The organism is Cupriavidus sp. MEYA8 (genome assembly GCF_059278825.1).
In genome coordinates, this window is the sequence record NZ_CM181221.1 from 1,675,976 (window position 1) to 1,699,716 (window position 23,741).

Sequence of the window (23,741 nt, forward strand, 5' to 3'; positions counted from 1 at the left end):
GCGTGATTGCTGCCTGCTCTCTCACAGGACAGGGACGCTCGCACAGCACTCACGAAGCGACCAGGGCGCGCCTGTCTGCCCGGCTGAGCCACACCACCAGGAATCCCGCCGCAGCCAGCAGGCCGCCAGCGACTGGCACCGCGCGATAGCCGAGGTCCAGGCTGAGGACCCCGCCACCGAGTGCGGCGCCCAGGGCATTGCCGAGATTGAACGCGCCGACGTTGATCGACGAGGCGAGTCCCGGTGCTTCCGCCGCGGCTTCCATCACCCGCATCTGCACCGGCGGGACGACCGCGAAGGTCGCGGCTCCCCAGGCAAGTAGTCCAAGGGCCGCGGTGACGTGGTGGGAGAGGGCGAAGGGCAGCATCAGCATGATGACGGCGAGCGCCGACAGGACGATCTTCGTCGCGCCATCGAGCGACCAGTCCGCGAGCCGTCCCCCTACGTGATTGCCGACCGTGAAGCCAACGCCGATCAGCACGAGCGAGAGCGTCACGAAGGTGTCGGATGCGCCGGTGAGATCGGCAAGCACCGGCGCGATATAGGTGTAGAGCGTGAACATGGCGCCCGCGCCCAGCACCGTTGTTGCCATCGCCAGCAACACCGGCGGGCGGGTGAGCACGGCCAGTTCCCGGCGCACATTGGGCGGGGTGCCGCGCTCGCCCTGCGGCAGCGCCAGCCAAAGCGCAGCAATGGCGACCAGCCCCAGCACAGCGGTGCCGGCGAACGCCAGGCGCCAGCCGACCTGCTGCCCGATCCAGGTCGCCGCGGGCACGCCACCGATGTTGGCGATGGTCAGTCCCATGAACATCGTTGCCACGGCGCTGGCCTGCTTCTCCTTCGGCACCACGCTCGCGGCCACCACGGCCCCGAGGCCGAAGAAGGCGCCATGGTTGAGGCTGGTGACCAGGCGCGACGCCAGCAGCGTGGCGTATCCCGGCGCCAGCGCCGACAGCAGGTTGCCAACGGTGAAGATGGCCATCAGCGCCATCAGTGCGGCGCGCTTGCCGAAGCGGCTGAACAGCAGGGTCATCACCGGCGCGCCGACCATCACGCCAACCGCGTACGCGGTAATCAGCATACCAGCGGTGGGGATGCTGACGTCGACGCCTTCGGCGATCACGGGGAGCAACCCCATCGGGGCGAATTCGGTGGTGCCGATGCCGAAGGCGCCGATGGCGAGCGCTAGCAGCGCGGTATTGGATTTCATCGTGGCAGATCCTGGCAGGTGCCTTACGCTGCGGCCTTGCCATCGTAGGCGGGATAGTCGGTGTAGCCTTCGGCGCCGCCGCCATAGTGGAGCGCGCGATCGGACATGGCCAGGGGCCAGTCGTTCTCGAGGCGTGCGACCAGGTCGGGGTTGGCAATGAACGGCTCGCCGAATGCCGCAATGTCGATCAGGCCATCGGCGATGAGATCCTCGGCGCGTGCGCGCGTCATGCCTCCGGCAAGGATCAGCACGCCTGTGAATCGGCTGCGGAACTTTGCAAGGAAGTCACCTGGCGTGGCCGAACTGCCGCGCGTGCTCTGATCCATCAGGTGGACGTAAGCGATATTCCGCTTAGAGAGTTCATCGGCGAGATGGAGATACGTTTCCTCGAGCTCAGGGTAGGCGGCCATGTCGCCGAGGCCGCCATAGGGCGACAAACGAATGGCCGTGCGTTGCGCACCGATTCGCGCCGCAACCGCATCGATGGCTGCCAGGGCGAAACGGGTGCGGCTTTCCACGGTGTCGCCGCGGAATTCATCGGTGCGATCGTTCACCGTCGGGTTCAGGAACTGTTCGATCAGGTAACCATTGGCGCCGTGCAACTCGATGCCGTCAAAGCCGGCCTCCATGGCATTGGCGGCGGCCTCGGCAAAATCGGCGATCACGCCATAGACCTCGCCGGTCGTCAGTGCGCGGGGCGCGGACACATCGACCGCACCCGGCATGCCGTCGGCGGTGTAACCCCAGGCCTTGGTGTTCTTCGCAGACTGGCCGGTGGCACTGACCGGCTGTATGCCGCCGGGCTGGATCGAAACATGGCTCACACGGCCGACATGCCAGAGCTGGGTGAAGATCGTGCCGCCCTTGGCGTGGACGGCGTCAGTGACCTTGCGCCAGCCATCGACCTGTTGTGGTGTGTACAGGCCAGGGTTGAACAGGAAGCCCTGGGCGCTGGGCGATATCACCGTGCCCTCGGTCACGATCAGGCCGGCGTCGGCGCGCTGGCTGTAGTAGAGCGCGTTGAGGTCGTTGGGAACCCCGTCCGGATTGCGGGAACGGGTCAGCGGCGCCATGGCGATCCGGTTAGCGAGCTGGCGCTCGCCCATGGTAAAGGGCTTAAACAGGAGACTCATTTTGGGACCTTGATCAGGGAGGGGGGCGGCCACCGGGGTAGTGGCGGCGCGCTCGGTAAGTTCGTCGATGGACCGCAGTTTGCGCGGTTTATATTTGTTGATTAAGCCGTGTATGGGTCAAATACTTTTGATTTCATATCAAATGTCAGGACCCGTCGGACCAGGCACAGGTGCCCGCGATGACTCGGCGCTTATGCCGATAAGTGCTCACCGGACCCATTGGCGCCGCGAGCCCCTTCTGAATAGGGATCGCGCGGGCTGTTGCCGCGCGCACCGTCCAGGTAGGGGTCGACCTTGCGGGTGGCAATGTAGCCATCCCGATTGGTGATCCTGGCGCCATCGGTGTAGCCGTCCCGGTTGCTGATGCGGGCGCCATCGGTGTAGGCGTCACGAGGCGTGTCCACGCGGAACGCGTTGCCGGCGGTTTCCGGCTGGGCGGCTGCGTGGGCCACGCCGGCAGTCAGGGCCGCGGCCAATGTGATGGCCGCGAGGATGGTCTTTGCTTGCATGATGCTCTCCTGTTTAGTCCGATCGGCCGGGCAACCTTTGGGTTTGGTCGCAGGGCCAGTCTGTCATCGAGATGGCAGCTTTTAAGTGATGCTATCTACGAGTAGATAGATAAGCGGATCAAAAAAAACTGCCGGGTCTCACTGTTAAGAACCCGGGCATTGCCCGGGGGTGACTGGAGTCTAGGTAGGGGCGGCATGCCTGTCCAAGACGGAATGCGTCGAACTTAAGACCTTGCAGGTCTTGCGGGCCGGTTTGCTCCCCTCTCCCGCCCGCGGGAGAGGGGCCGGGGGTAAGGGCCGGCGCCTCCGGCCGCCACCCCGCAGCCCAGCAGTGCCCCTTACTTTTCGGCAAGACGGCCCAGCGTCTCCGGCACGATCGTAGCGCCCACCAGATAGACCAGCGTGACGGCCGCGAGGAAAACACCAAGGATCACCGGCAGGTCGGCGGGCGTGCCGGCGGCAAGCGAGGCCAGCGTCGGCATCATCCCGCCGAGGGCGAAGCCGATATTCCACGACAAGCCCGTGCCGGAGGCGCGGATGCTGGTGGGGAACCGCTCGTTCAGGAAGATGAGGATCGGCGCGAAGCCGGCGCACCCGAGCATGCTGAGCGCCACCGCGTAGACGCCGCGCAGGGTGGCGGTTGGCGCGGCCGGCATCCACTGGTAGAGCAGCGGCATCAGCACCAGGCTGAGCGCGCCGATCAGCAGAAAGGCCCGCTTGCGGCCGACCAGCGTGCTGAAATGCCCCGCTGCCACCGATGCGACGATCACACCGAGGCTGCTCAGCATCAAGATGGCCGAGGACTCGCCGGGGGATGCCTTGACCACGACCTTCAGAAAAGTGGGAAGGTAGCCGGAAGTCAGGTAGTAGGCGCTGCCCGCGCCCACGGTCAGCAGGATGTTGACCAGCAGGATGCCACGATACTCGCGCGAGAACAGCGTGCGCAGCGGATGCGCTTGCGGCTTGGCGTGGCCGCTGGCGGCCTTTGCCGCCTGCAGCTGCTTCCACAGCGGCGACTCCTCCAGCGAGTTGAAGATGACCAGCCCCAGCACCGAGCTGACGATGCCGGCAAAGAACATGCAGCGCCATCCCCAGACCTCGAAGGCGTCGCCGGGAAACAGCGCCGTCATTGCCATGTAAGTGATCGACGCCAGCAGCGCGCCGATGCCCGCGCCGCCGCCGCCCACCAGGCCGGAAACCGCGCCGCGCCACGACGGCGGCACCGATTCCGTGCCTATGGTATGCGTCGAAGCGACCACGCCGCCGACGAACACGCCCTGCACCAGCCGCAGCAGGATGAACAGCGCCGGCGCGAAGAGGCCGACCTGGGCGACCGTCGGCAGCAGCCCGAACGCCGCAGTCGACAGGCCGACGCCGGTGACGGCCACCACCATGGCACCCTTGCGCCCGTGCCGGTCCGCGTACGCGCCGAAGATGGCCGAGCCGAGCGGGCGCATCAGCAGCGTCACCGCGAATGACGCGTACACGGCCGCCAGCGACAGCATCGCGTGCTCGGACGGAAAGAACAGCTTGCCGATCACCGGCGCCACGAACAGCAGGATAAACAGGTCGAACAGGTCGAGCGCCCATCCCATGCACGAAGCCGTCACCGCGCCCAGCACCTGCCGGTTGTTCGCGGCCACGGGCGCCGCGCTCTGTGCGCCGCTGGTCGGCACCTTGTCATTTGCCAGCACTTCCATCGTTGTCTCCATATATTTTCGAATGAACGGCTCCCCGCGATGCCCGCCAGGGGCATCGTCGATAGGTCCGTATGCGTCCGTATCTCCGGCGCGGCAGGCGGGTCAGCCCCGCCCGCGCTCAGCTGCCGCGGAAACCGGGATTGCGCTTCGCGTGGAACGCTTCCACGCCCTCGCGGAAGTCGTCCGAGCTGCGCAGGCGGCTGTAGCAGTGCCCTTCGAGTTCGATGGCGATCGACAGCGGTGCGTCCTCGGTGTCGTTGAGCAGCTTCTTGGCGGTGCGCTGGGCCAGCGGGAGAAGGCGCGCAGCTCGTCGACCAGCGCGTCGGTGGCGGCTGCCAGCTCGGCGTCAGCCACGCAGTCCACGGCGATGCCCCACTCGTACGCCTGGCGCCCCGGGATGCGGCGCGAGCGCATGACGATGTCCTTGGTGCGGCCCACGCCCACCATCTTCTGCAGCCGCGCCGAGCCGCCGGATCCCGGAATCTGGCCAAGCTTCTGCTCGGGCAGCGCGTATTCCGTGGTGGCGGTGGCGATGCGGAAGTCGCACGCCAGCGACAGTTCGAAGCCCACGCCGAAGCAGTAGCCCTGGTTGGCCGCGATCACCGGCTTGCTGCAGCGCGCCGGCGCCGCCACGTTCCACGCGAGCTTCGACACATGCTCCGGCGACGCTTCCAGGAAGCCGCGGATGTCGCCGCCGCTGGAGAAATGCTTGCCCTGCGCGCGCAGCACGATGACGCGCACGCGGTCATCGGCGTCCAGCGCCTCGAACACAGCACGCAACTGGTCGCGGGCTGCCATCGAGATCACGTTGTAGGGCGGGCGGTGCAGGATGATGTCCGCACGCTCGCGGGCCGGGTCGATCTCCACGGAAAAGCCGTCGGGGTCCTGCAGGCGCTGTTGGTCGGGATGGGTCAGTGCGAAGGCCTGGGTCATGTCGTTACTCCTTGATGGGGTCGCTGTGGGGAAGAGAGGAAAGCGCGCTGTATTCGCCCGCGGACAGCTTGCGGCGCAGGATCTTGCCGACCGGCGATTTCGGGATGTCGGCGACAAACACGTAGTCGCGCGGGCGTTTGAAGTTGACGAGGTCGGAGCCGCGGCAGTAGTCGTCGAGCGCGCCCGCGTCAACGCAGCCGCGCGGCTTGACGAAGGCCACCACCTTCTGGCCCCAGCGGGCGTCGGGCACGCCGGCAACCGCCACCTCGTCGACGGCGGGGTGCAGGGACAGCACCGATTCGATGTCGGCGGGCGAGATGTTCTCGCCGCCGCTGATGATCATGTCGTCGACCCGTCCGGTGACGAACAGGTCGCCGTCAGCGTCGAGGTAGCCGATGTCGCCGGTGAAGTACCAGCCGTCGCGCAGGGATTTGGCATTGGCGTCGTCGCGGTTCCAGTAGCCCTCGAAGGCCTCGTCGCCGCGCAGGTCGGCGATGATCTGGCCTTCCTCGCCGGGCGCGGCCAGTTCGTCGGGCGAGGCCGCGTCAAGCCGCGCCACGCGCAGCCGCGTGTTGAGGCCGGCGCGGCCCGCACTGCCGGGTTTGCGCGCCGCTTGCTGGTCGACGCTGAAGGTGTAGACTTCGGACGAGCCGTAGTGGTTGACGAACAGCTCCGGGCGGAACGCTTGCTCCAGCCGGGTCAGCAGGCCATCGTTCATGGCGGCGCCGGCGAAGCCGAGCTTGGTGACGGTGCGCACATCGTTGCTGTCGAAACCCGGCTCGGCGAGCAGGTCGTGGTAGAGCGTGGGCACGAGATAGAGGCAGCTGACGCGATGGGCGGTGATGGCCTGCAGCGCCTGCGACGCGCTCCAGCGCCGCACGCAGACGAATAGGCCGTCCACCAGCGCCATGGCCAGCAGGGACCGCACGCCCATGGTGTGGTACAGCGGCATCACTCCCAGCGTCCGCTCGCCGCGCCGGTACAGGTTCTGCGCAACATGCGCCAGCGCGGCTGCACGTTCCTGCCGGTGGCGGCGTGGAACACCTTTCGGCTTGCCGGTGGTGCCGGAGGTGTACAGCATGAGCGAGACGTCGCCGGCCTCGGCCTGCGTGCTGTCCCGGCGGGGCGTGGCACGTAGCAGGGTGTCGAACGACAGCGAGCCGCCCGGCGCGCCGTCCAGCGCGATGCAGGGGACTTCCTGCGCGGCGGCGCTGTCCAGCACCGCGTCGGCGCTGACCGGCTCGAACACCAGCGCCTTCACGCCGGCGTCGCGCACGCAGTAATCCAGCTCGTCCGGCTTGGCGCGCCAGTTCAGCGGGACGATGACCAGGCCGGCGAACTGGCAGGCCCAGTGCAGTGTCGCCATCTCCCAGCGGTTCTGCAGGATGGCGAGCACGCGGTCGCCCGGCCGCAGGCCCAGGTCGAGCAAGCCGGCGGCCACGCCGCGGATGCGCGCGAGCCATTGCTCGTAGGTCAGCACCAGGTCGCCGTCGACGATGGCGGGGGCGTGGGGACTGCGCTCCACGCTTTGCAGGAAGGTGCGGCCGAGATCAAGCATCGCAGTGCTCCCTGGCAACCGGTGCCGCAATCCGGCGCGAGCGCGCGCGGCTGGCGGCCACGTCGAGGACGGCGGCGACGATCGGCGTGTAGCCCGTGCAGCGGCACAGGTGGCCGGACAGCATGTCGCGCACCTGCGCCTCGGTCGGGTCGGGTACCCGCTCCAGGTAGTCCGCGCACGACATCAGGATGCCCGCCGTGCAGAAGCCGCACTGCAGCGCATGGTGGCGGCGGAAGGCTTCCTGCAGGTCGCCCAGGCCTTCGCGCGGAGCGAGTCCTTCGACGGTGTCGATGGCGCGGCCATCGGCCTGCACCGCCAGCATCAGGCAGGAACGCGCGGCCACGCCGTCCACCCGCACCGTGCACGCGCCGCAGACGCCGTGCTCGCAGCCGACGTGGGTGCCGGTGGCGCCGAGTTCATGGCGCAGGAAGTCGGACAGCAGCTCGCGTGGCGCGCACGAGGCGCTGCGTTCGATGCCGTTCAGGGTCAGGGTGACGCGCTGGCGCTCATTGCGCCGCATCACCGGGGGCGCACCCGAAGGTGCGCCATTAGCGGTCTTGCTCATCTTGCCTCCTCGATTGCGCGCATGCCCAGTTGCCGCACCAGGTGGCGGCGGTACTGCGCGCTGACATGGGCGTCGTCCTGCGCGCCCAGCTTCCAGCTGAAATCGTTGATTGCCTCGGCCAGTGCCTCGCCTTGCAGGCGCGGCCAGGTCTCCAGCACCGGCCGGTCGGCCACCCCGCCCACGGCCAGCGCAATGGCGTCGTCCGTGACGATGGCGGCGCAGGCCACCAGCGCGAAGTCGCCATGCCGGGCCGAGAACTCCGTAAAGCCATAGCGCGCGCCGGGCCGCCGCAGCGGGAAGTGCACCGCTTCCACCAGCTCGTCGGGCTCGCGCGCCGTCATCAGCATGCCGCGGAAGAACTCGGCGGCCGGCAGCACGCGCCGGCGGCGCAGCGAGCGCAGCACCACCTCGCCGCCGAGCGCGGTGAGCACCAGCGGCAGCTCGGCGCTCGGGTCGGCGTGGGCGATGGAGCCGCACACGGTGCCGCGGTTGCGGATCTGGAAATGCGAGATATGCGGGAAGGCGAGCGCGAGCAGCGGTACCTCGTCGGCCAATGACGGGCGCCATTCCACGCTGCCCTGCGTGGCGGCAGCGCCCACCACCAGATGGCCGCCTTCCACGCGCACGGTATCCAGGTCAGGGGTGCGCGAGATGTCGACCAGCAATTGCGGCTGCGCGAGGCGCATGTTCAGCACGGCCATCAGCGACTGGCCGCCGGCCAGCACGCGGGCACCCTCGCCGGCACGGGCCAGCGCTTCCAGCGCGTGCTGCGCGGATTCGGCACGCAGGTAATCAAAGGCTGGAGGTTTCATCGACGGACTCCAACGAGCGCCAGCAGGCGCGCGATCCAGCCCGGCTTGCGCGCGGGCTTGCCCCCGGCCTGGCGGCCGAGCGATTCAAACAGCTGGCGCAATACCACCTTGGCCGCGCCTTCGAGCATGCGGCCGCCGACCGCGGCGACCTTGCCGGACACCTCGGCCTCGTAGTCATACGTGAGACGGGTGCCGGCACCGTGCGGGGCCAGTTCGACCAGGCCCGCGCCGCGCGCACTGCCGAGCGACGACAGGCCCGCGCCCGCGAGCCGCAGCCGGTGCGGCGGCTCCAGGTTTGACAGCGCGATCTCGGCTTCGTAGCGGGCCTTGATCATGCCCACGCCCACGGTCACGTCGGCGCGGTACCGGTTGTCGCCGATGGGCACGAGCGCGTGGCAGCCCGGCACGACCTTGGCCAGCGCCTGCGGGTCGAGCAGGACGGCGAAGACGGCCTCGGGCGTGGCGTCCAGGTCGACCGTGCCGCGCGCGCTCAGGGCCTTGCCGCCCTTGCCGCCGCTCTTGTTGTTCGCCGAGGCCTCTCTTGCCGCCTCGGCCAGTTCCGGACGCGATGGCGGCGGGTCGTCGAAGCCGATCATCGCCATCACCCTGGCGGGCGTGAGCGGCAGGCGGATGTCGCTCACGCCCAGCGCATCGGCCACCGCGTTGGCGATGCATGGCGGCGTGCTCATGTTGTTGCCCTCGCCGAGGCCCTTGGCGCCGAGCGGCGTGAACGGGCTCGGCGTCTCCAGGTGGACGATGAGCGGGTCGGGCACCTCGCACGTAGTCGGCATCAGGTAGTCCGCCAGCGTGCCGGACTGGAAGCTGCCGTCGGGGCCGTAGCGGAATTCCTCCATCAGCGCCGCGCCCAGCCCCTGCGCAAAGGCGCCGCGGATCTGGCCGTCGGCCAGCGCCGGGTTGAGCAGCTTGCCGGCGTCGTGCGCAGTCACGTAGCGGTCGATGCGCACGCGGCCGGTAGCGCGGTCGATCTCCACGCCGCACAGGTCGAAGGCAAAGCCGTAGCAGGCGGATGTGTTGACGCGGTCCTGCTCGTCCGGGGCGTCGAGGTTGGGGGGCGACCAGAACACGGTTTCGCGCAGGCCAGGCTCCTCGCCGGCCGGCAGCAGCTGCGGCGACCAATGCGGCGCGTTACTGGCCGCGCGCGCAAAGGGCAGGGCGGTATCGGGCGCGCCCCGGCGTACGATGCGGCCATCCGCGAAGACCAGTTCGGCCGGGTCGCAGTGCAGGTGCGAGGCCACAATGCGCGCCAGCTTGTCGCGCACGCGCGAGGCCGCCAGGTGCACGGTGCCGGCGACGGCGCCGGCGAAGCGGCTGGAGTAGTTGCCCGCGGCCACGGACCACGCGTCCTTGTGCGTGTCGAATTCGACGTTGACCACGACGTCAGCCGGATCGATGCCGAGCACGTCGGCCACGACCTGCGCCGACACGGTCATGTGGCCCTGTCCCGCCGGCGTCGACGCGATGGTCACCACCACGCCGCCGAGCAGGTCCACGCTGACCGTTGCGCTGGCGATGGCGCCGTTCTTCGGGCCCGCCTTGCGGCGTGCCGCGGCCGGCGTGGCGGTGGTGATGTAGCCCATGTTCGATACCGAGGGCTCGACGATGGCCGCGAAGCCGATGCCGTACAGCCTGCCCTCGGCGCGCGCGGCGTCGCGGCGGCGCTTGAGTTCACCGTAGTCGCCCGCTTCCAGCGCGCGCGACAGCGCCAGCTGGTAGTTGCCGGAATCGAGCAGCGCGCCCGCTGCCGCGCGATAGGGAAAGGCATCGGCGGGCACGAAGTTGCGGCGGTAGACGTCGAGCGGATCCAGGCCCAGCTCCACCGCGATCCGCTGCACCAGCCGCTCCAGCGCGAAGTACACCTGCGGCCCGCCGAAACCGCGCACGAGGCCGGTCGGCGTTTTGTTGGTCAGCACCACGCGGTTGCGCACCAGCAGGTTCGGGATCGAGTAGGCACCGGTCAGCAGGCCATGCATGCGGTAGAAGGTGGCGGGCTCCGGCGCACGCAGGTAACCGCCGCAATCCTCGAGCTGGTCGTACGAGAGCGCGACGATGCGGCCGTCCGCCTCGACCGCGGCTTCCAGGGTGGAAAGCCGCGCGGTAGCTGACGTGGCGGCGCTCAGGTGCTCGAGCCGGTCTTCCACCCACTTCACCGGCGCGCCCGCCTTGCGCGAGGCGAGGCACATCAGCACCACGTAGGGGAACACCGCCTGCTTGACGCCGAAGCTGCCGCCCGAGTCACGCGGCGCGACATGGCGCAGGCGGTTGGCCGGGACCTGCAGCGCCATCGCCATCACGGCGTGCAGCGAGAACGGCCCCATGAAGTTGGAAGTGACCTGGTAGCCCTCGTTGCCCGGCAAGTGCTCGGCAATCACCACGCCGCACTCGATCGGCGTGCAGGTGTTGCGCGGGTAATGGGCGGTCAGCGCCACGCGGTGCGGCGCGGCGGCAAAGGCGGCCTCGGGGTCGCCATAGCGGAAATGGCGGTCGCTGGCCACGTTGCTGCAGAGGCCGGGATGCAGCACGCTCGTGTCGTCGGCGACGGCGGCCTCTATCGACACCACCGGCGGCAACACGCGGTACTCCACCCGCATGAGGTCGAGCGCGTCTTCCGCCAGGGCACGGCTCTCGGCCACCACCACGGCCACCGGCTCGCCCACATAGCGCACGCGCTCCATGGCCAGTGCCCACTGCTCCATCGGCGCCTTCACGCCCACCACGAAGGGCTTCGACCAGGCAGGCAGGTCGGCCCCCGTCAGCACGGCACGCACGCCCGGCGCATGCAACGCGGCGGCGCAGTCGATGGCGCCGAGTTCGGCATGCGCGTGCGGCGAGCGCAGGATGGCGGCGTGCAGGGTGCCGGGCCTGACGCCGAGGTCGTCGGCGTACCGGCCTCGCCCGGTCAGGATGGCGGCATCCTCGACACGCGGCATCGGGCGGCCGACATGCGGCGCCGGCCGGGGCTGCTGTGTCTCCACCGTGCCGGTCATTTCGCCAGCATCGAATCTTTTCATTTGCGACTCCGTTCCGTGCGACGGAACCGCGCCGGAAGGCGATGGGGCCGTGCAACGTCAAACGGAGATTAGTGACATCTCGATATAAGATCTAATATTGATTTCTGATTCGAGCCATCATTTGTGATGATTGATAAGGGTCTTCCCGGAGACAAGCGGGATGCGCAACAAGCTGGCCAATGCCGGAGTCTTCTGTATCGCATGCCGCCCTGGCTTCATCACTAGAATTGATGCCGGAATGACAGTCCCATTGATACCAACCCATGGACCTTAAGCAAATCCAGTACTTCATCGCGCTGTTCGAAGACGGCTCCGTCACGCGCGCGGCCAAGCGCCTGAATATCGTGCAGCCGGCGCTTAGCATGCAGATCGCGCGGCTGGAAGAGGAGTTCGGGCAGAAGCTGTTCGACCGCATCCCGCACGGCATGGTGCCGACTGCTGCGGGTCGCATGATGTACCGCCTGTTCCTGCCCATCGTGCGCGACATCGCCGGCGCGCGGCAGCAGATGATGCAGCGAGAGGAGCAGATGGCCGGCCGCATCACGCTTGGCATGGTGGCGTCCGAGACGGAGAGCGTGCTGGTGGGATCGCTGGCGCGCTTCAATGCGCGCTATCCAAACGTAGAGGTTTCCGTGGCGGACGGCTTCAGTGCCGCGCTGATCGATCTCGTTTCCGCCGGCCAGCTTGACGCGGCCGTGGTGCATCGCCAGCGCGGCCGGCCGGCGCTGCATGTGCAGCCGCTGCACGACGAGGAAATGGTGCTGGTGACCAGCGTCGAACACGGCCCCGAACTGCCGGAATCGGTAGAGATGGCGAAGCTGCCGGGACTGGAACTGGTGCTGCCGACCAAGCGGCATGGCCTGCGCGTGGTGCTGGACACGGCGACGCAGGCGCAGGACGTCACCCTTGCGCCGAAGTTCGAGATCGACATCCTCGGCACCATCGTCCAGTTCGTGCAGGAGACGCGCTTTGCCACCGTGCTGCCGCGCATCGTGGTGCTGCGCGCCGTGGAAGAGGGACGGCTGCGGATGCATACCATCATTGCGCCGCGCATCGTGCGGCATCTGGTTTGCGTGAGCCATCCGCAACGGCCGCTGAGCACGGCGGCCGAGGCGTTGATCGCGATCGTCGCGGAGGAAATCAGGCGGGTTTCCGGGATGGCGTAACGGGGTGGCATAACGGGGTGGCGTAACGGTGGGGTGATCGCCTGGGCACTGACGCAGCGGCCGGTGCGGCTGTCGCAACCGTTATCGGTCGTCGGCGTGGGGCCGGGATCGGGCCTGATGGTCGGATCCGCGGATATCATGCAGCGCTACGGCCTTGAAGCCGCCGGCTACCAGCTGAAGCTGGGCAAGCCCGATCCAGCTGGGGATTCCGGTCGTGACGGAGCTGGAACGGCAGATCGTCGTCGACCGGAAGCCGCCGGCGGCTGTCGCGCGCGACTGGATGAAGGCAAATCCGGAAATCGTGCGTGCATGGTTTGCCCCGTAAACGTGCGGCTTGTGCCTGGGGATGGACGGAGCGCTAGCGCGACGCTCCGCCGGCTATCTCTTTCTTCACCACATTTACCTGAGTTGGTCGAGCGGCATGGCCGCCCCGACGGCCTGGGGCGCGAATGCGCGAGAGACCTGGCAAATCAGGGCAGCGCCCAGCGTCAGACCGCCGCCGTCACGATGATTTCCACCAGCAATTCGGGACGTGCGAGCTTGGCCTCGCAGGTTGCGCGCGTCGGCACGGCGTCCTCGGGAATCCAGGCTTCCCAGGCGGCGTTCATGCCGGCAAAGTCCCTGTCGATATCCTTGAGCCAGATCTGCGCGGACAGCAGCCTGGTCTTGTCGCTGCCGACGGTGGCGAGGTAGCCCTCGATCTTTTCCAGGACATCGCGCGTCTGGGCGCCGATATCCCCGGAGATGTCGCTGGCCGTGACACCGGCCACGTAGACCACGCCGCTGTGCACGACGAGACGGGAAAGACGTTTGGTGGACTGGAAGCGCTGGATATTGCTCATCCGTATGACCTCGAAGAAGAATGAAGGGTGGAGCGGCCGGCTGGAACCTGCTCCCGTAGTGCGCCGGCCATGGCACTGCGGGGCTTGCCGAAGCGGTCGATGGCAAAGGCATCGACCGGCAGGGTGGAGCGTTGTTCGGTGATGAGTTCGGCGACGATCTGGCCGACGATGGGGCCGAGTTCGAAGCCGTGCGCGGAGAAGCCAAAGGCATGCACCACGCCTGGGGCGGACTGGCTGGGGCCGATGACCGGAATCTGGTCGGGCATGAAGGCCTCGATGCCGGCCCATGCGCGGTTGATGCCAAGCGGGCCAAGGTGCGGGAACAGCGCCGTCACCGTCTGCGCGCTGGTGCCGAGCCTGAGCATGTCGACTTCGCCATGACGCGCCTGCGCATCGGCAGGGCAGCGCAAGCCGCCGCCGATCAGCACGGTGCCGTTGTCGAACTGCTTGAACGAGAGCGCACGCCCGGTGGCGCCGAGCACAGGCTTCACGAACGGGGCCAAGCGGTGCGTGATCATCAGCATCAGTCCGCCGGCCTCGACCGGCACGGGTTCGCCGAGCTGTGCCGCGAATTCCCCGGCCCAGGCGCCTGCCGTGTTGACCATGCGTTCGGCGCGGAACACGCCCCGCGGCGTATGCACATGCCAGCGGCCGCCGGCATGTTCCAGGCGGCCGGCCGGCGTGGCTTCGTGCACCGCCACCCCTGCCGCTTGCGCGGCCCGGCGGAACGCCATGACGGCACGATAGGGCAACGCGTGTCCGTCGCGGCACGCCCAGATGGCGCCGGTGACATGCGGCGCGATGGACGGGACCAGCTCCCGCACCGCGTGTCCGTCGACAAGCCTTTCGTGCGTAAAGCCGAGGGCTTCCAGCCGGGCCACGCGCTGGCGCAGCGTGTCGAGCTCGGCTTCGGTTTCCGCCACCTTCAGCTGGCCGCTGGGGACGAAACCGGCGTCGTCGCCGGTGAGTTCGCCAAGGCGATGCCAGAGCTCGCGCGAGGCCAGCGCCAGCGGAATCTCGGCAACATGGCGGCCCAGGGTGCGCACGCCGCCGGCATTGACGCCGGACGCGTGCCGGCCGCAATACTCGGCTTCGAGCAGCGTGACGCGCAGCCCCTTGCGCGCGAGATGGAGCGCGCTCGAGGTCCCATGCAAGCCGCCGCCGATAACGATCACGTCGGCATCGGCACCGCGATCAGGCTTCACCGGCCAGTTCTCCGAGCGTGACCGGCTTGATCGGGGGCCGGATGCGGTAGTAGCCCACCTCCTGCGGCGGCACGTCACGCGCGTCGGCGATGACCTCGGTCACCGTCAGCCCGCATTGGCGCCCCTGGCAAGGCCCCATGCCGCAGCGCCCGAAAGACTTGGCCTGGTTTGGGCCGCTGCAGCCAAGCGCGACGAAACCGCGGATGTCGCCGGCGGTCACTTCCTCGCAGCGGCATACGACCACATCGTCGGCCGGCACCCGGTTGGCCGGCTTGGGGCGGTACAGCGCGTCGAGGAATGGCCGGATGCCCAGGTGCGAGCGCAGCGCGGTGCGCAGCGGCGCGGCCCGGCGGTCCCGTTGCGGGGCGTCGAGCTTGCCCACGTTGTGGGCGGCCGCCAGGCCGGCCAGTTCGCCCTGCAGCGCGGCGGCCACGGCGCCGCCAATGCCGCGGCCATCGCCCGCCACGAAGATGCCGGGCACGTCGAGCGTGCCCCATTCGTCCACCACCGGCTGCCAGCACAGCTGCGTGTCGTCCCAGCGGTGCACCGCGCGCAGCGCCCAGCTGAACTGGGTGTTGGGGACCACGCCCTGGTGCAGCAGCACCGCACTGGTGGCAAGGCGGTGGGCCTGCCCGCGGCTGGTGAAGTGCAGGGCCCGCACCGCGTCGTCGCCCTCGATCGACAAGGCCGACGCCCCTTTGTAGAACGGCACGCCGCCGCGCTTCAGGGCGCGCATCAGCGCGAGGCCCTTTTTCAGGTAGCGCCAGCCGGCCAGCGCGCCGCCGAGGTGGGCCAGCGCGCGCTGGTAGTCGGCGCCATCGGTGGTATCGACGATGGCGCGGATCGGCACCCCGGCCCGCACATATTGCCAGCCCAGCAGGTACAGCAGCGGGCCGCAGCCGGCCAGCACCACAGGTTCGGCAGGCGCCACATCGGCGCTCTTGAGCAGGATCTGCGCGGCGCCGGCGGTCAGCACGCCGGGCAGTGTCCAGCCCGGGATCGGGAAGGGGCGTTCCATGGCGCCGGTGCACAGGATCACCTGCCGGGCCTGCAGGCTGGCCACGCTGCCGTTGCGCAGGTAATGCACCGTGTGCTCGCGCGTGACCTGCCACACCGCTGCGCCGGTAATGTGCTGCGCGCCGCTGGCGGCAAAGCGGTCTGCCAGCGCGCGGCCGGCCGCGTAGTCGGGGCCCAGGATACGCAGGCGCTCCGGCGGGGCGCTCTGGATGCTGCGGTAGATCTGGCCGCCACAGGATTCCTGCTCATCGAGCAGGGCCACGCGCGCGCCGGTGGCGGCGGCGGCCACCGCAGCCGCCATGCCGGCCGGGCCGGCGCCGACGATGGCGATGTCCACGTCGATGTCAGCCATGTTCCACCTCCGGGGCACGGGCAGCCGGCACGGCGGGAGGCAGAGGCAGGGTGCGCGCGCCATCCTGGGTGCGCACACGCATGCCTTCGCTGACGGTCACCAGGCAGCTTTGGCGGCTCGGTTGCCCGTCGATCTCCATCAGGCACTCGAAGCAGACGCCCATCATGCAGTACGGTGCGCGCGGCTCGCCGCTGACCGGCGAATTGCGGAAGCGGGTCACGCCGCTGGCCAGCAGCGCCGCGGCAACGCTGCACCCGGCCGGCACCCGCAGCGGCGCGCCGTTGAATTCGATGGCGACCGTATCGGCGCCGGCGCTGCTGCCGGTGTTGCCGGCAGGCGCGGCCATCTGTTTGAACAAGCGATCAGTGGGCATGGTGGAAGGTCTGGTTGGAGTTCAGGAAGCGGTCGCCGGCAAATACGTCGATACCTTGCGGGCGCTCGCCGCCCGCCACCCAGGGCGCCACCCGCAGCGCATGCGCGGCGGCCAGCGTGACGCCGCTATGGCACGTGGTGACAAAGGCGCCCGGACAGGCCGCGCTCTCCTGGTAGATCGGAAAGCCGTCCGGGCTCATCACGCGCAGCGCGCCCCAGGCCCGCACCAGCTTGAGGCCGGCCAGCGCGGGGAAGCTGCGCACGCCGCGCCGGGCAATCTGGGCGAGCACGTCGGCGGTGGTGCCATCGTCGAAGCCGACGTCTTCCATCGAGTCGCCCAGCTGGATCGTGCCTTCGTCGGTCTGGCGCACGTAGGTGGTCGGGAAATCGAGGAAGGGCGTCGCGCGTTCGCCGATCAGGACCTGGCCGCGGTTCGGCGCCACCGGCGCATGCAGGCCAACCTGCGCCGCAAGCATGCGGTTGCCGAGGCCGGCGGCCAGCACGACGCGTGGCGCGGCAAAGCGCGCCTTGCCGCCTTCGCCCGCATGGACGGTGAAGCCGCCCGCCTGGGGCGTGATCGATTGCGCGCCATGCCGGCCGACGATGCGGACGCCGCGCGCCTGGCAGGCGGCATGCAGCGCGCGCAGCAGCTTGAGCGGATTGGTGTGCCCGTCCATCGGCGTATAGCTGGCACCGGCCACGGCCGGCCCGACGCCGGGCAACAGCTGCGCCACCTCGCGGTGCCCGAGCATCTCGAACGGATAGTCGCCGTCGAGCGCGTCCTGGATGCCCTGCAGGCGTTGCCGGCGCTCTTGGATCTCCTCTTCGGAAAAGCACAGGTGGAAGCCACCGGGCTGCCTGAGGCAAACGTCGATGCCCGTTTCGTCGCGCAGCGCGTCGCGCAGCTGCGGCCACAGGCGTGCCGAGCCCAGCGTCCAGCGCGCGTAGGGCGCCATGCCGAAGCCCTTGCCCTGGACCCAGACCAGGCCGAAATTGCCGCGCGAGGCGCGCAGGGCATCGTCGCCCTCGTCGAGCACGGTGACGCGCGCGCCTTGCCTGGCCGCGCCGTAGGCGATGGCAGTGCCAACCAGGCCGCCGCCAATCACGATGAGATCGGATGTTGTCATGTCAGTCGGGGTTCAGTTCTTGCCGATCAGCACGCGGTCCAGGCCGACAATGCGGTCCAGCAGCACCATCAGCACGAGCGTGCCGACGATCAGCACCGTGGATACCGAAGCCACCAGCGGATCGATGGTCTGCGCGATCTGGTTGTACATCGCCACCGGCAGTGTGGTGGTGCCGGGCGTGGCCACGAACACGGTCATGGTCAGCTCGTCGAAGCTCTGGATAAAGGCGAGCATCCAGCCGCCCACCACGCCGGGCAGGATCAGCGGCAGCACCACGCGGCGGAATGCCGTGAAGCGGCTGGCACCGAGCGAGAGGGCCGCGCGCTCGGCGTCGCGGTCCAGGCCGGTGGCGGCAGCCAGCACCAGCCGCAGCGCGTAGGGCATGACCACCACCACGTGCGTGAGCGCCAGCCAGAAGAACGAGCCGGTCGCGCCCAGCGTGGTAAAGAAGCGCAGGAAGGCCACGCCCAGCACCACGTGCGGGATCATCAGCGGCGACAGGAAGAAGGCCATCAGCGCGCCGCGGCCGGGAAAGCGATGGCGCACCAGCGCCAGCGCGGCGGGCACCGCCAGCGCCACCGCGATGGTGGCGCTGGACAGGCCGAGCGTCAGCGATAGCCAGAAGGCGTCGACGATCTCGTGCGCATCGGCAATGGCGCGGAACCAGCGCAGCGAGAGCCCGTCGGTGGGCATCGAGATATAGCCCTTGCCGGTGAAGGACACGGCCACCACCACCAGCAGCGGCGCCACCATGAAGACGATGAACAGGGCGTGGAACAGCAGGGAAAGCGGACCATTCTTGCGCATGGCGTCAGCTCCTTATGCTTCGAAGACCTGGCGGAAGCGGCGCTCCACCAGCCGGTTGCAGCCGACGATGACGATCACGTTGGCCACCAGCAGCAGCACCGCGATCGATGCGCCCAGCGGCCAGTTCAGCGTGTTCAGGAATTCGTCGTAGGCGGCGGTGGCCACCACCTTGAGCCGGCGGCCACCGAGGATGGCTGGCGTGGCAAAGGCCGATGCCGACAGCGCGAAGACGATGATGCTGCCCGACAGGATGCCGGGCAGGATCTGCGGCAGCACCACGCGGCGGAACACCGTGAACGGCGAGGCACCGAACGCCTGGCCGGCCTGTTCCACCTGCGGGTCGAGCTTTTGCAGCGACGCCCATACCGAGATGACCATGAACGGCATCATCACGTGGGTCAGCGCGACGATGACGCCGGTCTGCGTGAAGACGAGCTTCAGCGGCGCGTCGACAATGCCCAGCCATTGCAGTGCCTCATTGATCAGCCCGTTGTTGCCCATCAGGATGGCCCAGCCCAGCGTGCGCACCACCACCGAGATCAGCAGCGGACCCAGGATGACGATCAGGAACAGCCCGCGCCACGGGCTGCGCATGCGCGACAGGATGATGGTCTCGGGCACGCCGAACACGATGGACAGCACCGTCACCGCCAGTGCCATGCCCGCCGTGCGCAGGAAGATCTCGTGGTAGTAGCTGTCGCCGAGGATTTCCAGGTAGTTGGCGGCCGTCATCTCCGGCAGCACGCCGCGCGTGCCGTCGAAGGCGTGGAACGACAGCAGCGCCGTGAGCGCCAGCGGGACCAGCAGCATCGCGCAGAACAGCAGCAGGGCGGGGCCGCACAGCAGCCACGGTGCGGCCCCGGCGAACGGCTGGCCGGCCGGGCGTGGCGCCGACACGGGCGCGCCGGCCAGGTTGGGGGTTGCGGTATCAGCCATGCTTCGACTCCGATGCCAGCACGCGCAGGTCCTGGTCTTGCCAGAGCACGCTGACCGCGGCGCCTTCCGCGGGTGGCGCCTCGCCAAGGTTGGGCTGGCTGACGCGCAGCCGGCCCAGCGCGCTGTCGACCTCGAGCATCCAGTGGTTGCCGAGGAACAGGCGTGCCTGCACCGTGCCGGGAATGCCGCCGTCGCCGGCCCGGCCGAGCCGGATCTTCTCGGGGCGGACGTAGACGTTCACGTCGCGCCCGACCTGGCGGCCTTCATGCGGCACGTGCGCGAGCGTTTCGCCCAGGCGCACTTCGCAGCAACGCGGATTGGTCTGTTCGACCACGCCCGGGATACTGTTGGTCTTGCCCAGGAATCCCGACGCGAACGCCGACTGCGGGCGCTCATAGGCCTCGAACGGGGTGGCAAGCTGGACGATGCGCCCGCCATGCATCACCGCGATGCGGTCGCTCATCGTCATCGCCTCGACCTGGTCGTGCGTGACCAGGATGGTGGTGATGCCGAGGTGGCGCTGGATCGCGCGCAGCTCGATGTGCATGTCCTCGCGCAGCTTGGCGTCGAGGTTCGACATCGGTTCGTCGAGCAGCAGCACCTCGGGACGGATCGCCAGCGCCCGGGCAATGGCCACGCGCTGGCGCTGGCCGCCCGACAGCTCTTTCGGAAAGCGCTTGCCGAGGCCGCCCAGGCGCACCAGCTCGAGCGCCTCGTCGATCCTGCGGGCGCGCTCCGCCGCCGCCACGCCGCGCATTTCCAGCCCGAAGCCGATATTGCCGGCCACGGTCATGTGCGGGAACAGCGCGTAGCTCTGGAATACCACGCCCATGCCGCGCTTTTCGGGGCGCAGCGCGGTGATATCGCGCCCGTCGAGCACGATGCGCCCGCGCGTGGGGTCGACAAAGCCGGCAATCATCTGCAGCGTGGTGGTCTTGCCGCAGCCGGACGGGCCCAGCAGCGACAGGAATTCGCCGCGCCGGACTTCGAGGCTCAGGTCTTCGACGGCATGAAAGCTGCCAAAGGATTTCGCGAGGCCGCTCAGTGTAAGGAAGCTCATGGTTATGCGGGGGCGGTCATGTGGACGGTGTCGAGGGGCGGGAGGATGGCCGGACTAGCGTTCCACCGTCCGGTTCCAGCGGTTGGTCCACTCGGCGCGCTTATCGTTGACCAGGGTCCAGTTGGTGGGCAGCAGCTTGTCGACCTGCGCCTGGCCATACGGCACCTTGGCGGCCACCTTCGGCTCGAGCCTGGCCTTGCCATTGACCGGCCCCCAGCCCTGGCTGTCCGCCAGGATGGCCTGCACCTCCGGCGTGAGCAGGTATTGCACGAAGGCCTGGGAGGCTTCGGGCACATCGCTCTGCACCACCGGACACGCGGCGGTCAGCAGCGCCGGGGCGCCTTCCTTCGGATAGACGAATTCCACCGGGAAGCCGGTGTCCTTCAGGCTTTGCGCGCGTCCGCTGCCCCACACGGCCAGCGTGACATCGCCGTTCTGGAACAGCTCGGTCATCTTGCCCGGCGACGGCTCCCATGCCAGCACATTGGGGCCGACCTCCCTGGCCAGCGCGCTGAAACCGGGGTCGATGTTCTGGTCGCTGCCCTTGCGCAGCTTGGCGAACACCATCAGGGTCTGCAGCCCATAGGTGTTGCTGATCGGCGGGATGGCGACCTTCTGGCGGAATTTCTTGTCGGTCAGCGCTTCCCAGGAATCGGGCTTCGGCAGGCCCGCCTTCCTGAACGCTTCGGTGTTGTAGACCAGGCCGGTTGCCACCACGCCGATGCCGGTGGCGTTGTTGCCGCCGATTTTCGCGATCGGGTAGAGGTCCTTGTAGATCGGCGCATCCTTGATGGCATCGCAGAAGCCGAACTGCACAGCCTGGTACATCGGGCCGTCGTCCAGCAGCACCACGTCGAGTTCCTGCTTGGCCTTCTGCGCCTGCAGCTTGGCCAGGGTATCGGTGGAGTTGCCGGCCACGTAGACCACCTTGACCTTTTGCCTGGCTTCGAAGGCGGGAATGATCTTTTCCTTGAACGCCTTTTCGGTGGAGCCGCCGTACGAACCCACGTAAAGGGTCGGCTGCTGGGCCATTGCGGCTGAGGCACTGCACAACGCGAACACTGCCGCGGCCAGAACTTGATGCTTCATGCTTTCCTCCGTGGTATGCACCAATAAAATGCAAGTCGATCACCACATCCATGCATTAGGGTTATCCCTGCACCATAACGACAATGCTCAGGAACTATGCGGCGTTGGGATAGATTAGGAGGATGGAGCGGCCGTGAAAAATTCTTTTTTTTGGCACGTCCATAACGGCATGTTATAGACTTGCCGCATGAAAATCCGCCAGCTCGAAGCCTTCCGGGCCGTGATGCTCTGCCAGACCGTCACGCGCGCCGCCGAGATGCTGCACATCTCGCAGCCAGCCACCACGCGCCTGATCGCGGATCTGGAAGAGGCGGTAGGGTTTGCCCTGTTCGAGCGGTTGCGCGGCAGGCTCCATCCCACCGCCGAGGCGCAGGCGCTGTTCGACGAGGTGCAGCGCTCGCTGGTGGGGATCGACCGGATTGCGCAGACGGCACTGGAGATCCGCGACATGCAGCGCGGCTCGCTGCAGATCGCCGCCGCGCCGGCGCTGGCGTTGTCGTTCCTGCCGCGGGCGATCGCCGCGTTCATGCAGGACCACCCGCAGACCCACATCACCATGCTGCCGCATTCTTCGCGCACGGTCGTGAACATGGTGTCGGAGCAGCGCTGCGACGTGGGCTTTGCGATCCTGTCGATGAACCACCCCAGCACGCATGGCGAGCGCCTGATCTCGACCCGGATGGTTTGCGCCATCCCGGCCGGGCACCCGCTGGCCGGCAAGGAAGTGATCCGGCCCCAGGACCTGGCGGGGGAGAGCTTTGTCTCCCATCCGCGCGTGCTGGATTCCCGGCTGCAGATCGATGCGCTGTTCGCTTCCTACGGCATCGAGTGCAAGGTGCAGGTGGAAACGCAGGTGTCCTGGAGCATCTGCGCATTCGTGGAGGAGGGGCTGGGCGTGGCGCTGATCGATCCGATCACCGCGCACGAGTACAAGGGCACCGGCGTCTGCTTCCGGATGTTCGAACCGTTGCTGACGACGGACTTTTCCGTGCTGTTTTCGGCGCAGCGGTCGCCGTCGATATTGCTCAAGGCGTTCGTCACCCACACGCGCGCCTTCGCGCTGGCCCGGCTGGATCCGCGCTTTGTGGTGGCTTAGGCCGTGGGCCGCGCGGCAATCCTGAAATTCGGCAAGGTCATTGCTCCGTCCAGTTCGGCGTCCCTCGCGCGGGGCTCCCGCTGCCGAGCAGTACTTCGCGTTCGTTCTTTACCGCGCCGTCGCTGGACTTCTACCGGCTCGAAGGCAGCCTGCGCGCCCTCTGAACGGCGCCCTTGACCGGATTCGAATCCGTTCCGGGCGGCATCAATACGGGCGGCATCAATACTTGATTTGAAATCAAATATTTTTGTCCAGTAACGGCGTTTATTTCATCAGTTTCCACCGGCAGAATCTCCTCCAGATCAAACCGGTCCCTTCCAAGGAGCACACCATGCGCAATATTCCCGCTTTCGGCCTCGGCACGTTCCGCCTGCAAGGCCAGGTTGTCATCGACTCGGTCCGCAACGGCCTCGAACTCGGCTACCGCGCAATCGACACCGCCCAGATCTATGGCAACGAAGCGGACGTGGGCGAGGCGATCGCCGCCTCCGGCGTGCGCCGCGACGACCTGTTCCTGACGACGAAGATCTGGGTCGACAACTACGCACAGGACAAGCTCGTGCCCAGCCTCGAGGAAAGCCTGGCGAAGCTGCGCACGGACTACGTCGACCTGACCCTGATCCACTGGCCGGCGCCCGGCAACGGCGTGCCGCTCGAGGCCTACATGACCGCGCTCGCCGAGGCGAAGGAAAAAGGCCTGACGCGGCAGATCGGCATCTCGAACTTCAACATCGAACTGACAAAGCAGGCGATCGCCGCGGTCGGCAAGGACGCGATCGCGACCAACCAGATCGAGCTGAGCCCCTATCTGCAGGGCCGCAAGCTGGTGGACTTCCTGCAGCAAGAGGGTATCCACGTCACGTCATACATGACGCTGGCGTACGGCAAGGTGCTTGGCGACCCGGTGATCGGCGCGATCGCGCAGCGGCACCAGGCGACGCCGGCCCAGGTCGTGCTGGCCTGGGCGCTGCAGCTCGGCTACTCGGTGATCCCGTCGTCCACCAGGCGCGAGAACCTCGCCAGCAACCTGCTCGCGCAGACGCTGCACCTGAGCGACGACGACATGGCGCAGATCGCCGCGCTCGAGCGCAACGGCCGCGAAGTCAGTCCCGACGGCCTCGCGCCGCAATGGGACTGAACGCGCAGCGACCGTTTTTCGTTCCGTCTCTCCTCGTCTCTCTTCGTCTATCTTCGTCCCGTCTTTCCTCGATCCCTCCGCGGCC

General features: G+C 68.1%; 20 protein-coding genes and 2 pseudogenes. 4 read left to right on the forward strand and 18 right to left on the reverse strand.

Annotation, left to right across the window (positions count from 1 at the left end):
• Positions 1-49: 49 nt before the first annotated feature.
• From AC5WJ1_RS07750 to AC5WJ1_RS07790, 9 genes and pseudogenes are all read right to left on the reverse strand, one after another.
• Positions 50-1,210 (reverse strand): MFS transporter, encoded by a 1,161-nt coding sequence (locus AC5WJ1_RS07750; RefSeq protein ID WP_195432258.1) that lies wholly within the window; start codon positions 1,208-1,210, stop codon positions 50-52.
• Positions 1,211-1,233: 23 nt separating this feature from the next.
• Entirely contained in the window at positions 1,234-2,343 is a 1,110-nt protein-coding gene (locus tag AC5WJ1_RS07755; protein WP_195432318.1) for an alkene reductase, read from the reverse strand.
• A gap of 191 nt (positions 2,344-2,534) precedes the next feature.
• Positions 2,535-2,852 carry a hypothetical protein gene (locus AC5WJ1_RS07760; RefSeq protein ID WP_195432261.1) on the reverse strand — a complete coding sequence of 106 codons (318 nt, stop codon included), beginning with the start codon at positions 2,850-2,852 and terminating at the stop codon, positions 2,535-2,537.
• 338 nt (positions 2,853-3,190) lie between these two features.
• The gene (locus AC5WJ1_RS07765; protein ID WP_494476490.1) at positions 3,191-4,552 is read right to left on the reverse strand and encodes an MFS transporter; all 1,362 of its coding nucleotides are present in this window, start codon (positions 4,550-4,552) and stop codon (positions 3,191-3,193) included.
• A gap of 118 nt (positions 4,553-4,670) precedes the next feature.
• Positions 4,671-5,485: pseudogene (locus AC5WJ1_RS07770) on the reverse strand (enoyl-CoA hydratase/isomerase family protein).
• 4 nt (positions 5,486-5,489) lie between these two features.
• The gene (locus tag AC5WJ1_RS07775) at positions 5,490-7,043 is read right to left on the reverse strand and encodes an AMP-binding protein (protein WP_195432265.1); all 1,554 of its coding nucleotides are present in this window, start codon (positions 7,041-7,043) and stop codon (positions 5,490-5,492) included.
• Complete coding sequence (locus AC5WJ1_RS07780) at positions 7,036-7,608, reverse strand: (2Fe-2S)-binding protein (protein ID WP_135705196.1); 573 nt, start codon at positions 7,606-7,608, stop codon at positions 7,036-7,038. Before AC5WJ1_RS07780 ends, AC5WJ1_RS07775 begins: the two co-directional genes overlap by 8 nt.
• Positions 7,605-8,420 carry an FAD binding domain-containing protein gene (locus tag AC5WJ1_RS07785; protein ID WP_133098283.1) on the reverse strand — a complete coding sequence of 272 codons (816 nt, stop codon included), beginning with the start codon at positions 8,418-8,420 and terminating at the stop codon, positions 7,605-7,607. Before AC5WJ1_RS07785 ends, AC5WJ1_RS07780 begins: the two co-directional genes overlap by 4 nt.
• Positions 8,417-11,449, reverse strand: a complete 3,033-nt coding sequence (locus AC5WJ1_RS07790; protein WP_494476491.1) for a xanthine dehydrogenase family protein molybdopterin-binding subunit — start codon at positions 11,447-11,449, stop codon at positions 8,417-8,419. Before AC5WJ1_RS07790 ends, AC5WJ1_RS07785 begins: the two co-directional genes overlap by 4 nt.
• A 263-nt stretch (positions 11,450-11,712) precedes the next feature.
• On the opposite strand from AC5WJ1_RS07790, the gene AC5WJ1_RS07795 reads away from it, so the two are divergent.
• Positions 11,713-12,615 (forward strand): LysR family transcriptional regulator, encoded by a 903-nt coding sequence (locus AC5WJ1_RS07795; RefSeq protein WP_133098285.1) that lies wholly within the window; start codon positions 11,713-11,715, stop codon positions 12,613-12,615.
• Positions 12,616-13,103: 488 nt separating this feature from the next.
• Here the strand turns inward: AC5WJ1_RS07795 and AC5WJ1_RS07800 are convergent, their stop codons facing one another.
• From AC5WJ1_RS07800 to AC5WJ1_RS07840, 9 genes are all read right to left on the reverse strand, one after another.
• On the reverse strand, positions 13,104-13,457 hold the full coding sequence (locus tag AC5WJ1_RS07800; protein ID WP_494476492.1) for a RidA family protein: 354 nt from the start codon (positions 13,455-13,457) through the stop codon (positions 13,104-13,106).
• Complete coding sequence (locus AC5WJ1_RS07805) at positions 13,454-14,662, reverse strand: NAD(P)/FAD-dependent oxidoreductase (RefSeq protein WP_494476493.1); 1,209 nt, start codon at positions 14,660-14,662, stop codon at positions 13,454-13,456. The genes AC5WJ1_RS07800 and AC5WJ1_RS07805 overlap by 4 nt, the downstream gene beginning before the upstream one ends.
• Positions 14,652-16,031 (reverse strand): FAD/NAD(P)-dependent oxidoreductase, encoded by a 1,380-nt coding sequence (locus tag AC5WJ1_RS07810; RefSeq protein ID WP_494476494.1) that lies wholly within the window; start codon positions 16,029-16,031, stop codon positions 14,652-14,654. Before AC5WJ1_RS07810 ends, AC5WJ1_RS07805 begins: the two co-directional genes overlap by 11 nt.
• On the reverse strand, positions 16,024-16,404 hold the full coding sequence (locus AC5WJ1_RS07815) for a (2Fe-2S)-binding protein (protein WP_494476495.1): 381 nt from the start codon (positions 16,402-16,404) through the stop codon (positions 16,024-16,026). The genes AC5WJ1_RS07810 and AC5WJ1_RS07815 overlap by 8 nt, the downstream gene beginning before the upstream one ends.
• Entirely contained in the window at positions 16,394-17,530 is a 1,137-nt protein-coding gene (locus AC5WJ1_RS07820; protein ID WP_494476496.1) for an NAD(P)/FAD-dependent oxidoreductase, read from the reverse strand. The genes AC5WJ1_RS07815 and AC5WJ1_RS07820 overlap by 11 nt, the downstream gene beginning before the upstream one ends.
• A gap of 12 nt (positions 17,531-17,542) precedes the next feature.
• Complete coding sequence (locus AC5WJ1_RS07825) at positions 17,543-18,337, reverse strand: ABC transporter permease (protein WP_494476497.1); 795 nt, start codon at positions 18,335-18,337, stop codon at positions 17,543-17,545.
• A 12-nt stretch (positions 18,338-18,349) separates the two neighbouring features.
• Entirely contained in the window at positions 18,350-19,147 is a 798-nt protein-coding gene (locus AC5WJ1_RS07830) for an ABC transporter permease (RefSeq protein WP_494476533.1), read from the reverse strand.
• Between the two features lie 118 nt (positions 19,148-19,265).
• Positions 19,266-20,333, reverse strand: a complete 1,068-nt coding sequence (locus AC5WJ1_RS07835) for an ABC transporter ATP-binding protein (RefSeq protein WP_494476498.1) — start codon at positions 20,331-20,333, stop codon at positions 19,266-19,268.
• A gap of 54 nt (positions 20,334-20,387) precedes the next feature.
• A complete protein-coding gene (locus tag AC5WJ1_RS07840; RefSeq protein WP_494476499.1) occupies positions 20,388-21,422 on the reverse strand; it encodes an ABC transporter substrate-binding protein in 1,035 nt (344 codons plus the stop codon).
• A gap of 187 nt (positions 21,423-21,609) precedes the next feature.
• On the opposite strand from AC5WJ1_RS07840, the gene AC5WJ1_RS07845 reads away from it, so the two are divergent.
• From AC5WJ1_RS07845 to dkgB, 3 genes and pseudogenes are all read left to right on the forward strand, one after another.
• Positions 21,610-22,518 (forward strand): LysR substrate-binding domain-containing protein, encoded by a 909-nt coding sequence (locus AC5WJ1_RS07845; RefSeq protein ID WP_494476500.1) that lies wholly within the window; start codon positions 21,610-21,612, stop codon positions 22,516-22,518.
• Positions 22,519-22,604: 86 nt separating this feature from the next.
• Positions 22,605-22,682: pseudogene (locus AC5WJ1_RS07850) on the forward strand (MoaF-related domain-containing protein); the annotation flags it as partial.
• Between the two features lie 167 nt (positions 22,683-22,849).
• Complete coding sequence (dkgB, locus tag AC5WJ1_RS07855; protein WP_135705209.1) at positions 22,850-23,656, forward strand: 2,5-didehydrogluconate reductase DkgB; 807 nt, start codon at positions 22,850-22,852, stop codon at positions 23,654-23,656.
• The last annotated feature ends 85 nt before the right edge of the window (positions 23,657-23,741 follow it).